This is a genomic window from Aquamicrobium ahrensii, from assembly GCF_040545755.1.
In the GTDB taxonomy this organism is placed as follows: Bacteria; Pseudomonadota; Alphaproteobacteria; order Rhizobiales; family Rhizobiaceae; genus Mesorhizobium; species Mesorhizobium ahrensii.
Genome location: NZ_JBEPMN010000008.1, coordinates 134,402 through 147,960, shown reverse-complemented (window position 1 = coordinate 147,960; position 13,559 = coordinate 134,402). Strand labels below are relative to the sequence as shown.

Annotated in this window: 14 protein-coding genes; 4 read left to right on the top strand and 10 right to left on the bottom strand. The window is 65.0% G+C overall.

Annotated features, from left to right (window positions below; genetic code table 11):
- Positions 1–20: 20 nt before the first annotated feature.
- The 3 genes from ABID44_RS12175 to ABID44_RS12165 all read right to left on the bottom strand — a co-directional run bounded on the left by ABID44_RS12175 (position 21) and on the right by ABID44_RS12165 (position 3,410).
- Entirely contained in the window at positions 21–1,439 is a 1,419-nt protein-coding gene (locus ABID44_RS12175; protein ID WP_354151974.1) for a sodium:proton antiporter, read from the bottom strand.
- A 35-nt stretch (positions 1,440–1,474) separates the two neighbouring features.
- Positions 1,475–2,074: a bifunctional nicotinamidase/pyrazinamidase gene (pncA, locus tag ABID44_RS12170; RefSeq protein ID WP_354151973.1), complete on the bottom strand. Its 600-nt coding sequence runs from the start codon at positions 2,072–2,074 to the stop codon at positions 1,475–1,477.
- 85 nt (positions 2,075–2,159) lie between these two features.
- Entirely contained in the window at positions 2,160–3,410 is a 1,251-nt protein-coding gene (locus ABID44_RS12165; RefSeq protein WP_354151972.1) for a D-amino acid dehydrogenase, read from the bottom strand.
- A gap of 215 nt (positions 3,411–3,625) precedes the next feature.
- Between ABID44_RS12165 and hemA the strand changes: the two genes are divergently transcribed.
- Positions 3,626–4,903 (top strand): 5-aminolevulinate synthase, encoded by a 1,278-nt coding sequence (gene hemA / locus ABID44_RS12160; protein WP_354151971.1) that lies wholly within the window; start codon positions 3,626–3,628, stop codon positions 4,901–4,903.
- A gap of 65 nt (positions 4,904–4,968) precedes the next feature.
- Positions 4,969–5,784: a pyrroline-5-carboxylate reductase gene (gene proC, locus ABID44_RS12155; RefSeq protein ID WP_354151970.1), complete on the top strand. Its 816-nt coding sequence runs from the start codon at positions 4,969–4,971 to the stop codon at positions 5,782–5,784.
- Between the two features lie 34 nt (positions 5,785–5,818).
- Here proC and ABID44_RS12150 read toward each other — a convergent pair whose 3' ends face one another.
- The 3 genes from ABID44_RS12150 to dut all read right to left on the bottom strand — a co-directional run bounded on the left by ABID44_RS12150 (position 5,819) and on the right by dut (position 8,262).
- On the bottom strand, positions 5,819–6,811 hold the full coding sequence (locus ABID44_RS12150) for an adenosine kinase (RefSeq protein ID WP_354151969.1): 993 nt from the start codon (positions 6,809–6,811) through the stop codon (positions 5,819–5,821).
- Positions 6,812–6,905: 94 nt separating this feature from the next.
- Positions 6,906–7,709: an isocitrate lyase/PEP mutase family protein gene (locus ABID44_RS12145; protein WP_354151968.1), complete on the bottom strand. Its 804-nt coding sequence runs from the start codon at positions 7,707–7,709 to the stop codon at positions 6,906–6,908.
- A 73-nt stretch (positions 7,710–7,782) separates the two neighbouring features.
- Entirely contained in the window at positions 7,783–8,262 is a 480-nt protein-coding gene (gene dut / locus ABID44_RS12140; protein ID WP_354151967.1) for a dUTP diphosphatase, read from the bottom strand.
- Between the two features lie 213 nt (positions 8,263–8,475).
- On the opposite strand from dut, the gene ABID44_RS12135 reads away from it, so the two are divergent.
- On the top strand, positions 8,476–10,062 hold the full coding sequence (locus ABID44_RS12135; protein ID WP_354151966.1) for a peptide chain release factor 3: 1,587 nt from the start codon (positions 8,476–8,478) through the stop codon (positions 10,060–10,062).
- Positions 10,063–10,086: 24 nt separating this feature from the next.
- On the opposite strand, the gene ABID44_RS12130 is transcribed toward ABID44_RS12135, so the two are convergent.
- Genes ABID44_RS12130 through ABID44_RS12115 form a run of 4 tightly spaced genes read right to left on the bottom strand, consistent with a single transcriptional unit; the run spans position 10,087 to position 12,837 of the window.
- Positions 10,087–10,455 carry a helix-turn-helix domain-containing protein gene (locus ABID44_RS12130; protein ID WP_354151965.1) on the bottom strand — a complete coding sequence of 123 codons (369 nt, stop codon included), beginning with the start codon at positions 10,453–10,455 and terminating at the stop codon, positions 10,087–10,089.
- A gap of 10 nt (positions 10,456–10,465) precedes the next feature.
- Positions 10,466–10,993: a Smr/MutS family protein gene (locus ABID44_RS12125; RefSeq protein WP_354151964.1), complete on the bottom strand. Its 528-nt coding sequence runs from the start codon at positions 10,991–10,993 to the stop codon at positions 10,466–10,468.
- Entirely contained in the window at positions 10,990–12,117 is a 1,128-nt protein-coding gene (gene mltA, locus ABID44_RS12120) for a murein transglycosylase A (protein WP_354151963.1), read from the bottom strand. Before mltA ends, ABID44_RS12125 begins: the two co-directional genes overlap by 4 nt.
- Positions 12,118–12,138: 21 nt before the next feature.
- Positions 12,139–12,837, bottom strand: a complete 699-nt coding sequence (locus tag ABID44_RS12115) for a Tim44/TimA family putative adaptor protein (RefSeq protein WP_354151962.1) — start codon at positions 12,835–12,837, stop codon at positions 12,139–12,141.
- A gap of 188 nt (positions 12,838–13,025) precedes the next feature.
- On the opposite strand from ABID44_RS12115, the gene ABID44_RS12110 reads away from it, so the two are divergent.
- Positions 13,026–13,526 (top strand): FxsA family protein, encoded by a 501-nt coding sequence (locus ABID44_RS12110; protein ID WP_354151961.1) that lies wholly within the window; start codon positions 13,026–13,028, stop codon positions 13,524–13,526.
- The last annotated feature ends 33 nt before the right edge of the window (positions 13,527–13,559 follow it).

Here is a 13,559-nt window from a genome sequence, read left to right as displayed (position 1 = left end):
TCGGTCCGATGCTCTATCCGTCAGCCGAAGAAGATGAAGCTCGACAGAACGAAGATCGGCAGTAGCACCACGCCGGACCACAGCATGTAGCCGAAGAAGCTCGGCATGCGGATGCCCTGGCTGCGCGCGATGGCGTAGACCATGAAGTTCGGCGCGTTGCCGATATAGGTGTTTGCGCCCATGAACACCGCGCCGGCCGAGATCGCCGCCAGCGTGGTGGCGAAGCTGGTCATCAGTTCCTGCGGATCGCCGCCGGCCAGTTCGAAGAACACCAGATAAGTCGGCGCATTGTCGAGGAAAGACGACAGGAGGCCGGTCATCCAGAAATAGGCCATGTCGTTGGGCTGGCCGGAAGCCGTCGTCACCAGCGAGACGAGCGGCGCGAGCGCGCCATCCATACCGGCGCGCAGGATCGCCACCACCGGCACGATGCAGACGAAGATGGCCGCGAACAGTTTCGCCACCTCAAGGATCGGCCCCCAGTTGAAGCCGTTGGCGGAACGGTATTTCTTGGGCGAAACGGCCAGAGAGACGAAAGCCAGCGCGAGGATGACGACGTCGCGCACGAGGTTCTGCAGTTCGACATGCACGCCCTGTATGGTGAATTCGACGCCCGGCTTCCACGCCGCGGACATCAGGATTGCGCCGATGACGCCCGCCAGCAGCGGAATGTTGACGAGGCCGAGGATACGCACTTTCGAATCCGGCGTCGGGTCCTTGATTTTCTCCATGCCGCCCTCGCGCCGGTGCAGAATGGTGTCCAGCACGAAGAAGATGGCAAGCACCAGTCCGCCGACGAACAGCGTGTCGGGCAGCAGATGCACGGTGGTCCAGAAGAAGTCGACGCCGCGCAGGAAGCCGACGAACAGCGGCGGATCGCCCAGCGGGGTCAGCGACCCGCCGATATTCGACACGAGGAAGATGAAGAACACCACGACATGGGCGTTGAAGGGCCGATTGTCATTGGCGCGGATAATGGGACGTATCAGGATCATCGACGCGCCGGTGGTGCCGACCACCGAGGCGAGGATGGCGCCGATCAGCAGCAGGCCGGAATTGAACAGCGGCGTGCCGTGTATGTTGCCCGAAACCAGAATGCCCCCCGCTATGGTGAACAGCGCGAACAGGAGGATGATGAACGACATGTATTCCAGAAGCATGGCGTGCAGCACCGCCTCGCTGGCGGCCGGAACGCCGTAGAACAGGGCCAGCGGCACGACCACCAGCGCGGCCCATAGAGCGGCGATCTTGCCGTAGTGATGCTCCCAGAAGTGGTGGAAAAGCAGAGGGCCGGTGGCGATGCATAGCAGCAGGCCGGCGAAAGGCAGCGCCCACCACAGCGACATGGCTTCGCCCGGCAGCGCTTCGGCGGCGAGCGCCGGAGCGCCCGCGATCCCGGCCAGCGTCAGGACGACTATTCGCAATGCTGCAGCTTTCACCGGTTTCCCCCTTCGGTATGTGATTGTTTCCGGTGTCAGCGAAGCGTTACGCCGGCTTCGCGCATCCTGGCGGTCATGGAGTCGAGCGATCCGCCAAGGTCGATGCCGCGGCAAGCGTCGAGCCGCACCGTGACGGAGAAACCGAGCTTCACCGCATCGAGCGCCGAATAGGCCACGCAGAAATCCGTGGCGAGGCCGACAAGCGTGATCGAGCCGATGCCGCGCTCGCGCAGATAGCCGGCAAGACCGGTCGGCGTGGTGTGGTCATTCTCGAAGAAAGCGGAATAGCTGTCGATCGCCGGGCGAAAACCCTTGCGGATGACCAGTTCCGCCCGGGTCCAGGCGAGGCCGGTGTGGAAATCCGCGCCACGGCTGCCCTGGATGCAGTGATCCGGCCACAACGTCTGCTCTCCATAGGGCATGGCGAGGGACTGGTAAGATTCACGCCCCGGATGGCTGGAGGCGAAACTGGAATGACCGGCCGGATGCCAGTCCTGCGTCATGATGACGTGCTCGCTGCCGCGAATGAGATCGTTGACCAGCGGCACGATCTCGTCGCCACCGGCGACGGCCAGCGCCCCGCCGGGGCAGAAATCGTTCTGCAGGTCGATGACGACAAGCGCTTCGCCAGCCATGTTGCCTCCTGATACGGCGGATTTCGAAACCGCCGTAACATGACCAGATGGGCACGCCCGTCAACCCAAATCGGACCCGGAACGGTCAATTGCGGTAGAGCAGGCCGTCGGTGTCGATCTCGGGCGAGCGTCCGGCGATGAGGTCGGCCAGCAACCGGCCGGAGCCCGCCGCAAGGGTCCAGCCAAGGTGGCCATGGCCGGTGTCGAGGTAAAGGTTGCGATATCGCGCACGGCCGAGCACCGGCGCCGATCCCGGCGTCATCGGTCGCAAGCCTGCCCACAGTTCGGCTTTCGCTTCATCGAAGGCGCCAGGGAAAAGCTCATGCGCGGTGCGGAACATGGCGGCGAAATTCTCCGGTCCGAACGAGCGGTCGAAGCCGGTGAACTCAGCCGTGCAGGAAAGCCGCAGCCGGTTGCCGAGGCGCGAATAGGCGACATAGCGATCCTCGTCGGCGCCGCCCATGGTCGGCCCCAGCGCCTCGTCCTCCAGCGGGATAGTCGCCGCATAGCCCTTCACCGGACATATCGGCAGGTCGAGCCCGTGACGGCGGCCGAGCACCCCGCTCTCCGGCCCCATGGCGAGAACGACGCAGTCGGCGGTGAACGGCCCCGCATCCGTACGCACGGCCCGCACGATGTCGCCGTCTATGTCGAGCCCTTCGACAGTGGTGTTGAAACGGAAATCCACACCGAGCTTTTCGGCGGCGTAGGCCGACAGCCGGGTCGCGAACAGGCGCGAATCGCCGGTCTGGTCGGTCGGCGAATAGACGGCCCCGGCAAAATGCCGCCGCGCGGCGGCGAGCCCCGGATCGATCTGCGCCATCCGCTCCGCGTCGACGATCTCGATCGGCAGGCCGTGATCGGCAAGGAAGCGATAGTTTCCCGCCGCCGCGTCGAGGCTTTCCCGGCTGCGAAAGAGGTAGAGGATGCCCTTGCGCCGGTCGTCATAGGCGACGCCTGTTTCTTCCGACAATGCGTTGATGCTGTCGCGGGAATAAAACGCCAGCCGAAGTTTCGGCAATGTGTTGGCGCGTTTGCGCGCCGGCGTGCACTGACGCAGGAAACGCAGCCCCCAGGCAAGCAGATAGGGATCGCGACCGAGCCGCACCCTGATGCCGAGGTCGTGGTTGAAAATGCCGCGCACGAATGTCTTCAGCGCTTCCGGCGAAGCCCATGCGGTGGCGTCGCCGGGCGACACCAGCCCGCCATTGGCGTAGCTGGTTCCACCGGCCGGCCCGGCATGACGCTCGATCACCGTCACCTCGTGGCCGTCGCGGGCGAGGTAATACGCCGCCGCCGTACCGACTGCGCCCGCGCCAAGAACCAGTATCTTCATGTCCCCCGACCCCTTTCGCCACACCCGCCGCCGCAGGCGTGGCATTTTGACCGAACGGCTTTCGTGGACGCCAAAGGCCGCCGGCATTATGATCGCTTCAACCTTAGCAGTCCGCTTTCCTTGAAATTGCGGGCTGTCTGCCTCATTGTCATGCGCAATTCCGTCCGGAAAGCCGTTTCCCGCGTTTTCCGGAATTGCTTCAACGGGACCCCGAAATGAACTATCAAAGGTTCTTCGAAGACGCCATCGACCAGTTGCACGCCGAACGCCGCTACCGCGTGTTCGCGGATCTGGAGCGCATGGTCGGCAAATTCCCGCGCGCGCTGTGGCGCACCGGCGCGGACACGCGAGAGATCACCGTCTGGTGCTCGAACGACTATCTCGGCATGGGCCAGCATCCGGCTGTCGTCAGCGCCTTCCAGGACGCCGCCGGCCGCATGGGCTCGGGCGCGGGCGGCACCCGCAACATTTCCGGCACCAGCAATCCGCTGGTCGAGCTGGAAAAGGAGCTGGCCGACCTGCACCGCAAGGAAGCCGGGCTTGTTTTCACATCCGGCTTCGTCTCCAACGAGGCGGCCATTTCCACCATCGCGCGTCTGCTGCCGAACTGCCTCATCCTGTCGGACGAGCTCAACCATGCCTCGATGATCGAGGGCGTGCGGCGGTCCGGTGCGGAAAAACGCATCTTCCGTCACAATGACGTCGCCCATCTGGAAAGCCTGCTTCAGCAGGCCGGCCGCGAGCGCGCCAAGCTGATCGTGTTCGAGAGCGTCTATTCCATGGACGGCGACATCGCGCCGATCGGCGAGATCGCCGACCTCGCCGAGAAGTACAACGCCATGACCTATATCGACGAGGTCCATGCGGTGGGCATGTACGGCCCGCGCGGCGGCGGCATCACCGAACGCGAAGGGCTGGCCCATCGCATCGACGTGATCGAGGGCACGCTCGCCAAGGCGTTCGGAACGCTGGGCGGCTACATCACCGGCACGACCGCCGTGATCGACGCCGTGCGCTCCTATGCGCCGGGCTTCATCTTCACCACCGCCCTGCCGCCGGCGCTGGCGGCCGCCGCCACAGCCTCGATCCGTCATCTCAAATCCTCGCAGGAAGAGCGCGACGCCCAGCAGCGGCAGGCGGCGCGCGCCAAGCAGATCCTCGGCGACGCCGGGCTGCCGGTGATGCCGTCAGTGACGCATATCGTGCCGGTTCTGGTCGGCGATCCGGAGCTGTGCAAAATGGCCACGGACCGCCTTCTGGGCGTGCATGGCATCTATATCCAGCCCATCAACTACCCGACCGTGCCGCGCGGCACGGAGCGGCTGCGCATCACGCCGACGCCCTTTCATTCCGACGAACTGATCCTTCAATTGCGCGACGCGCTGGTCGAAACCTGGGATGCGCTCGGCATTCCCTACGGTTCGGTGCAAAGCCCGCAGGTCAGCGCCAGCGAGCGCATCGTGCCGCTTCTGGTGCCGAAGTCCGGCGGCTGAGCGTCAATCGACTTCCCACCCGAGGCTGGCCGGGTTAAGGAAAACGGCCAATTCGGAGGATCGGGATGACTGCAAGGCTTGTTCTCGTCGGCTGTGGCCATATGGGCCACGCCATGCTGACCGGGTGGATCAACGCCGGCCGGATCGCGGCGAATGAAATCGTTGTGGTCGAGCCGAATGACGACCTGCGGGACCGGGCCGCGACCCTGGGCTGCGCCGTGGCGTCCGACGCCGACGGCCTGCCGGCGGACATCTCTCCTGAAATCGTGGTCATCGCGGTCAAGCCGCAGGTGATACGCGAAGTGCTGGCCGACTATGCGCGCTTCGGCGACGGCGCCGCCACCTTCGTCAGCATCGCCGCCGGCTCCAGCGTCGCAACCTTCGAGGGCCTGCTGGGCGAAGACACGCCCGTCATCCGCTGCATGCCCAACATCCCGGCCGCCATAGGCAAGGGGATGATGGTGGTCTTCGCCAATGATCGCGTCAGCGAAAAGGCGCGCGATTTCGTGGCCGGCCTGCTGTCCGCCAGCGGCGAGGTGGCGTCGATCGGCGACGAGAAGCTGATGGATGCGGTGACGGCCGTGTCCGGCTCCGGTCCGGGCTATGTGTTCCACTTCATCGAGGCGCTGACCGCCGCCGCCAGAACCGCCGGCCTGCCTGCCGAAACGGCGGCGCGGCTTGCGGTGCAGACCGTCTACGGCGCGGCCGTAATGGCGGCGGAAAGCGGTGAGGAGCCCGGTGCGCTGCGCCAGCAGGTGACGAGCTACAAGGGCACGACGGCCGCAGCGCTCGACGTGCTGATGGGCGAGGAGCGGCTGACGCGCCTGCTGACCGAAGCCGTCGAAGCGGCGCGCAAGCGCTCCATCGAGCTGGGAAGCTGAGAGGCGTTCAGCTTCAGGATTTCGCTCACCGCTTTCAGAGCAACCCGGCCTGTTCGGCTTCGAGGCGCAGGTTCTGGCGCGGGCGCGGGCCGACCTGCTGGATGACGAGGCCGGCGGCGAGCGAACCCAGCTTGCCGCAATCCTTCAGCGAGCGCCCCTGCGTGTAACCGAACAGGAAACCGGCGGCGTAAAGATCGCCCGCGCCGGTGGTGTCGACCAGTTCGCGGATCGGAGCGGCATCGATCCTGACGGTTTCGTCGCCCCTGATGATCACCGAGCCCTTTTCAGAGCAGGTGACGGCGGCGAGCCTGCAATCCTTGCGCAAGGCTTCCAGCGCGGCGTCGAAAGACGACGTCTGGTAAAGCGCCCTGATCTCGTGGTCATTGGCGAGGATGATGTCGACGGCGCCGCTGCGCATCAGATCGAGGAACTCTTCGCGATAGCGATCGACACAGAAGCTGTCGGAAAGCGTCATCGCCACCTCACGGCCCGCCTCATGGGCGAGACGGGCAGCCTCGCGCATCGCTTCCTTGGCGCGCGGCGGATCCCACAGATAGCCCTCGAAATAGACGAGCTTCGATGCGGCGATCTTCTCGGGCTCCACATCCTGCGGGCCGAACTCCACGCATGCGCCGAGATAGGTGTTCATGGAACGCTCGCCGTCCGGCGTGACGAAGATCATGCAGCGCGCCGTGGGCGGAGCGCCGGCAAGCGGCTTGGTGTCGAAGGCGACGCCGAGGGAGCGGATGTCGTGCGCATAGACGCCGCCCAGATGATCGTCGGCGACCTTGCCGAAAAAGGCGGCGCGCCCGCCAAGGCTCGCGATGCCGGCCGCCGTGTTGCCGGCGGAGCCGCCCGAAGCCTCCACCGCCGGACCCATGCGCCCGTAGAGCAGTTCGGCCCGCTCGGCGTCGATGAGATTCATCGCTCCCTTGATGATGCCGTTATCGGTGAGGAAATCCTCGCCGCTCTGGGCGATGATATCGACAATGGCGTTGCCGATGCACAACACGTCGTAATCCGGCATTCATTCCTCTCCGATGCGGGCAGATTTCTTCAGGCAGCCAGAGGCCGGCCGGTGGTAGAGCATCCGGCGGAGTTTGCATAGCGGGTCAGGCTGTTCAATCGCCGGCGTCCGCGAACAGCGCCTGCAGGCGGCCGAAATCCATGGCTTCGCGGGCAAAGGTAAAAGCGCCGTCGTCCAGAATTTCCTTCGCCGCCTTCTCCACTGCGGCGAAGGCGAATGTGGTCAGCTTCGAGCCGAGCGAAATACGCTTCGCCCCGGCATCGGCGAGGGCGGACACGGTGAAGGCGGGGTTCGCCAGGACATTGACCGGCTTCCCCAGCGCGGCGCACAGCGTGCGCACCTGACCGATGTCGGTGAGGCCGGGCGCATAGAGCACATCCGCTCCGGCCTTCTCGAAGGCCTGCAACCGTCGGATCGTATCGTCGAGATCGGCTCGACCGTGCAGGAAGTTTTCGGCCCGCGCGGTGAAGACGAAGTCGCGCCTGAGCGCGCGCGCCGCTTCGACCGCCGCCGTCACCCGCTCCACCGCATGGGAAAAATCATAGATCGGCTTGCCCTCGTCGCCGGAAAAATCCTCCAGCGAGCAACCGGCCAGACCGGCCGCCTCCGCCGCGAAGACGGTTTCGGCGGCGCTCTCGGGACTGTCGCCCTTGCCCCTTTCGAGATCGGCCGAAACGGGCAGGTCGGTCGCCCCGACGATCTCCCTGCAATGGGCGATCATCGCCTCGAAACCGACCCCGCCATCGGGCAGGCCGCGCGAGAAGGCGAAGCCGGCGCTGGTGGTGGCGAGAGCCCTGAAGCCCAGCGATTTCAAGAGCCTGGCCGTGCCGATATCCCATGGATTGGGGATGACGAAGGTTGAAGCGTGAAGCTCGCGAAAGACCCTGCCCTTGTCCATGGCCGAACTCCGGATGTGGAAATCGCGGCGATCCTATCGCCGCCGACCGGGTCTCGCAAACGAAACCGCAGGCTCAGGCCGTTCCGGTCGAACCGAAGCCGCCGGCGCCGCGAGACGTGTCGGTGGCCAGCGTACGCTCTTCGGTGCGAACCTGCGTGACCGGGGCGAAGATGATCTGGGCGATACGCATGCCGCGGCTGACGGAGAAATCCTCGTCGCCGAGATTGACCAGCAGAACATGCACCTCGCCGCGGTAGTCGCTGTCTATGGTTCCGGGCGTGTTCAGGCAGGTGATGCCGTGCTTCAGCGCAAGTCCGGAGCGCGGCCGGATCTGGCCTTCCATGCCCGCCGGAATCTCCACGATCAGCCCCGTCGGCACCAGCGCCCGCTTGCCGGGCAGGATGAGGATCGAGCGGTCCGCCGGGATCGCGGCGCGCAGATCCATGCCGGCGGCGCCGGAGCTTTCATAGGCGGGCAGGGGCAGGTCCGCCGCATGCGGCAGGCGCACGAAACCGACGGTGGGGCCGATGACGGAAGCGGAGGGGGAGGACATGGCAGCTTTCCTATCGAAAATGGGGGCCGATCGAAAACGGGACGGGCGGATGCGGCGGTGGCGCTGCGTCAACGGCGGCGCGCCCTGGCGGTTCCGCTTACAGCAGGCGTTCGGAATAGACCAGTGCCGCATGCGCCGTCTACCCGCACCATTTATGTTCGACAGTCTTCTCCGTTATTGCTAGAAGCCCGGCCACCAGACGGGATTCCTGACATGGCAGTGACACTTCAAGAGGCGGTGAAGCGCCGCCGGACCTTCGCGATCATCGCGCATCCGGACGCCGGCAAGACGACGCTGACGGAAAAGCTGCTTCTGTTCGGCGGCGCGATCCAGCTCGCCGGAGAGGTTAAAGCCAAGAAGGACAAGATCCAGACCCGCTCGGACTGGATGAAGATCGAGCGTGAACGCGGCATCTCGGTCGTCACCTCGGTGATGACCTTCGAATATGGCGACAACGTCTTCAACCTGCTCGATACGCCGGGCCACGAGGATTTCGCCGACGACACCTATCGCACGCTTTCGGCGGTCGACGCCGCCGTGATGGTGATCGACGCCGCGCGCGGCATCGAGCCGCGAACGCTGAAGCTGTTCGAGGTTTGCCGTCTGCGCGACATTCCCATCATCACCTTCGTTAACAAGATGGACCGCGAGGCGCGCGACACTTTCGAGATACTGGACGAGATCGAGGAGAAGCTGGCGCTCGACACCGCGCCGGTGACCTGGCCGATCGGGCAGGGCAAAACCTTCGCCGGCACCTATCATCTGGCCGAAAACGCCGTGCGGCGCGGCGACGCCGAGACCGAGCGCACTCCCGTTCACGGGCCGGATTCCAACCGCGCCGCCGGCCTTCTGCCGGAGAACGATCGCGCGGCCTTCATCGAGGAAACGGAACTTGCGCGTGAGGCATGTCGCCCGTTCGACCGTGAAGCCTTTCTTGAAGGCCACATGACGCCCGTCTATTTCGGCTCGGCGCTGCGCAATTTCGGCGTGCGCGACCTGATCGAGGCGCTGGGCGCCTACGGACCGCCGCCGCGCGCGCAGGAGGCCGACACCCGCACGGTGGAGGCGACGGAGAACAAGATGACCTCCTTCGTCTTCAAGATTCAGGCGAACATGGACCCCAACCACCGTGACCGCATCGCCTTCGTGCGTGTGTGTTCCGGCATCCTGCAACGCGGCATGAAGGCCAAGCTGGTGCGCACCGGCAAACCGATGTCGCTGTCTGCGCCGCAGTTCTTCTTCGCCCGCTCGCGCATCACCGCCGACGAGGCCTATGCCGGCGACGTGGTGGGCATTCCCAACCATGGCACGCTGCGCATCGGCGACACGCTGACCGAGGGCGAGGACATATTGTTCCGGGGCGTGCCGAACTTCGCGCCAGAAATCCTGCGCCGCGTGCGCCTCGGCGACGCCATGAAGGCCAAGAAGCTGAAGGACGCGCTCCACCAGATGGCGGAAGAAGGCGTCGTGCAGCTTTTCACGCCGGAAGACGGTTCGCCGGCCATCGTCGGCGTTGTCGGCGCGCTGCAGCTCGACGTGCTGAAGGAGCGCCTCAACATGGAATATGGCCTGCCGGTCGATTTCGAGGTGTCGCGCTTTTCCATCTGCCGCTGGATCGACGCCGACGAGCAGGCCGAGCTGACGCGCTTCATGGAAGCGCATCGCGGCGACATCGCCCGCGATCTCGACGATGACCCGGTGTTCCTCGCAAGCCACGAGTTCTCGCTGAACTACGAGGCCGAGCGCTGGAAGGCGATCCGCTTCACGGCGGTGAAGGACTATCAGGTCCGAGACGCCTGAGGCATGATCCCGAAACGCTGAAACTCACCGGCGGCGCGCCAGGACTTCCCTGATGCGGGCGGTGATGGCGCGTATTTCCGCCTCATCCATGCGTGCGATGTTCTCGGCCAGCAGGTTCGCGAGTTCGGTCGCGGCCGGCGACAGGCCGGAGGTGTCAACCCTGACACGCGGATGCGAAGCCTGCGCGATGCGCTGGAATTCCTCCGCTTCGTCCCAGATGATGTTGAAATAGCCGATGATCTTCTGGATCAGCGACCAGTTCGGCGCGCCGCGCCGCCCGTGTTCCAGCGCCGAGAGATAGGCCGGGCTCACCCCGATGGCTTCGGCCATCTCCTTCTGGCTGGCCCCGCGTTCGCGCCGCAGTTCGCGGATCTTTTCGCCAAGCGGCGTCATCGCAGCCTCCTCACCGCACCTTGCGCAGGCGCACATACAGCGCGCCCGAGCCGCCATGATGGCGGGCGGCATGTTCATGGCTGGACACGAACATGCGGAAAGCCGGCGTCGCCAGCCAGCCCGGCACCGAGCGGCGCAGCACGCCGTCGCCGCCCGAGGACGATCCCTTGCCGGTGATCACCAGAACGTAGCGCAAGCCGGAGGCATGGGCGCGGTGCAGAAACGAAAACAACAGCGAATAGGCTTCGTCCTGCGTCATGCCGTGCAGGTCGACGCGCGCCTCGATCGGCAGACGGCCCTTCGCCAGCTTGTCGAGGGTGGGACGGTCCAGATGACGCGGCGGCGATGGTTTTTTATCCGGCTGTTGCGCAGCGGCGAGAGCCGGAGCCGCGACGGATGGCGCGGGAGCAATCTCGACCGGCCCCTCCAGGTCCATTTTCGGCGCGGCGCGGCCCTTGAGCGGAACGGCCGTGCGCGCCACCAGATTCCACAGAACCCGGTCTTCGTCGCTCAGTATTCTTTGCGGCCGTCGCGTCATCTCACCAGATCCGTAACGGACGACAGATGGTCTGCAATTTGACGTGGCACAAGAGCGTAGAAATCCGCATGATGACGCACAACGCCGGCGATCTCGCCGGCCGCATGGCCCGATCCCGCGAACAGGTCGGCACGCGCTGCGCCGACGATGGCCGAGCCGGTATCCTGCGCGATTATCAGCCGCCGGAAAGGCTTTTGGGCGAAAGAGGTCAGAGTCGGCGCATCAATGTAGAAAGGCGTGCCAAAGGTGTGGAGCAGCCGGTCGACTGCGACGGAGCGGCCAGGCGTCAGCGGCACCTTGGCGGCCGCCACCGGCCCGAGCGCCGGATCGTCCACCGGCGCTTCCCGGAAAAAAATATAGGAGCGGTTCCGCCACAGGATCTCGTCCATACGGTGCGGATTGCGGCGCAACCATGCACGGATCGACTGCATGGTGACGTCCGCCAGCGGAATTTCACCGAGACCGGCCAGAACGCCGCCCGGACCGGTGAAACGCTGCCCGGATTTGGCGGCATAGGTGACGCGGATGCCGCGACCGTCGGTCATGGCGAGCCGCGCCGCACCCTGCACATGGATGAAGAAGGCGTCGACCTTGTCAGCCAGCCATGCGATCTCCAGGCCTCGCCCGGCCAGCGCGCCACGCTCGATCGCCGCGCGGTCGTGATACTCCACGGGTCCGGCCGCCGTTTCACGGGCAAAGGCCAGATAGGCGTCCATCCCTGCCGGGCGGTTGGCGTCATCGATGTCCACGAGATCGCGCGGCCGCGCCAGCAGCGGCACGGTGAAGCGCTCCGTCCTGACTGGCGATGCTTCGACCTCAGGCTCGTAGAAACCGGTCACAAATCCGTGATCGCCGTTATCCGGCTTCACATGAAGAGGTACGAAATGCCGCTCGAAGAAAGCGCGCGCCTCGCTCTGATCTGCCGGCGAAACAGTCCTTGCCTCTTCACAGGATTGCGCAAAAGCCTCGACCTGGACGCCAAGGGCGCCGGTTCTGTAAGGTTTTTTCAATATGTGATCGGCCGAACGCCGGAAAGCCCCGAAGGCCGCAAGCTGGTCATCGGATTTCCAGCCGGGGAGGTCCCCGAAACAGGCCCGGCTGAATGGATTGGCGTCATACGGCACGGGACGAAACCGTCCAGCCGATCAGTCTTCGGCTTCGGTAGCGACCAGCTTCCAGTTCGGATCGCGCGAGCGCGTGTCGCGGGCGAAGGTCCACACGTCCTTCACCTCGGCCACCGTGTCCGGATCGCCGTCGATGATGTCGCCTTCCTTGTCGCGGGTGGCGGAAATCAGCTCCGAAACGATGCGCAGCGTGACATGCGCCTCGCCGCCCTTCATTTCCGCCGAGACGATCTCGGCCTTGCCGATGCCGACAAAGGAAGACTGGATCTTCTCGCCCCGGCCTTCGCGTTCGGCGATGGCTGCGACGAAACCGTCAAAAACCTCGCGCGACAGAAGGTTCTTGAGAGTCTTGCGGTCGCCATCGGCATAGGCCATCACGATCATCTCGTAGGCCATGCGTGCGCCCTCGACGAAGCCCTTCGGATCGAAGCTGGCATCCGCATCCTTGATCGCACGAAGACCCCTGTTCAGATCGGTCTCGGGCTTGGCCACCGCGTCGATGGCCGCATAGGCGTCGGTGGCGGCTTCGCCACGCTTGCGCGGCAGCGCCACCACGTTGTCGCCATCGCCGGCGTCCGGCTTTTCCTGCTTTCGCGCCGAATAGGGATCGAAAGGCGGGCGTTCGCTGCCAGTGCGGCGGCCAAGAACGTTGCGCAGCTGAAAGAAGATCACCACCGCCGCGATCATGAAGAAAATCGTGCCGAAGTCGAAGAATTCCATGCGCGCGCCAATGATCCCTTTTTGCGGCTGCACCGAACGCGCAGCACCCTGTCTGGCGTCGTCCTATCAAAGCATATAGAACGCGAGACACAATCATTCAAATCAAAGGCACGCATACCTATCTGTAGGGGCCAGTGCCAGAGGCAAATGACGCCGATGGCGTAAACGACCAGCAAACGGTTACAAATTTGCGTGTTTCCCTCCTCCCCGTCTTCTTTCTCCTGCTTCCGCTGCTGGAAATCGCCGGCTTCGTTCTGGTCGGCAAACAGATCGGCGCGCTGGCGACCGTCGGTCTGGTGATGCTTTCCACCGTGGCAGGCGGGGCCTTGCTGCGCCATCAGGGGCTCGGGGCCATGAACAGGGCGCGCGCGGCCATGGACGCCGGCAAGGACCCCGGCCTTCCGCTCGCCAACAGCGCCATGGCGGTCGTGGCCGCCATCCTGCTCATCGTTCCGGGCTTCATCACCTCGGTTATCGGCGTGTTGATCCTGCTGCCGCCGGCGCGGGCGCTGTTCTGGAAGATGTTCGGACGCCGGGTCGTGTTCACCAGCCAGTTCGGCGCCGGCGGCTTCCGCCGGGAGGGCGACAGCCGCACCATCGAACTCGACAGCGAGGATTTTTCCCGGGACCGCCAGAGCGGTGGGCGGACGGACGAAAATTCGCCCTGGCGTCGCCTTCCCGAGGAATGAGGCGCGGCGAAGGTTAGACGCCGCATGACAAAC

Bases quoted from the DNA above. Each gene is read 5' to 3' on its own strand.
- pncA (WP_354151973.1), bottom strand. From the start codon at position 2,074: ATGGCTGGCGAAGCGCTTGTCGTCATCGACCTGCAGAACGATTTCTGC.
- ABID44_RS12165 (WP_354151972.1), bottom strand. From the start codon at position 3,410: ATGAAGATACTGGTTCTTGGCGCGGGCGCAGTCGGTACGGCGGCGGCG.
- hemA (WP_354151971.1), top strand. From the start codon at position 3,626: ATGAACTATCAAAGGTTCTTCGAAGACGCCATCGACCAGTTGCACGCC.
- proC (WP_354151970.1), top strand. From the start codon at position 4,969: ATGACTGCAAGGCTTGTTCTCGTCGGCTGTGGCCATATGGGCCACGCC.
- ABID44_RS12150 (WP_354151969.1), bottom strand. From the start codon at position 6,811: ATGCCGGATTACGACGTGTTGTGCATCGGCAACGCCATTGTCGATATC.
- ABID44_RS12145 (WP_354151968.1), bottom strand. From the start codon at position 7,709: ATGGACAAGGGCAGGGTCTTTCGCGAGCTTCACGCTTCAACCTTCGTC.
- dut (WP_354151967.1), bottom strand. From the start codon at position 8,262: ATGTCCTCCCCCTCCGCTTCCGTCATCGGCCCCACCGTCGGTTTCGTG.
- ABID44_RS12135 (WP_354151966.1), top strand. From the start codon at position 8,476: ATGGCAGTGACACTTCAAGAGGCGGTGAAGCGCCGCCGGACCTTCGCG.
- ABID44_RS12130 (WP_354151965.1), bottom strand. From the start codon at position 10,455: ATGACGCCGCTTGGCGAAAAGATCCGCGAACTGCGGCGCGAACGCGGG.
- ABID44_RS12125 (WP_354151964.1), bottom strand. From the start codon at position 10,993: ATGACGCGACGGCCGCAAAGAATACTGAGCGACGAAGACCGGGTTCTG.
- ABID44_RS12115 (WP_354151962.1), bottom strand. From the start codon at position 12,837: ATGGAATTCTTCGACTTCGGCACGATTTTCTTCATGATCGCGGCGGTG.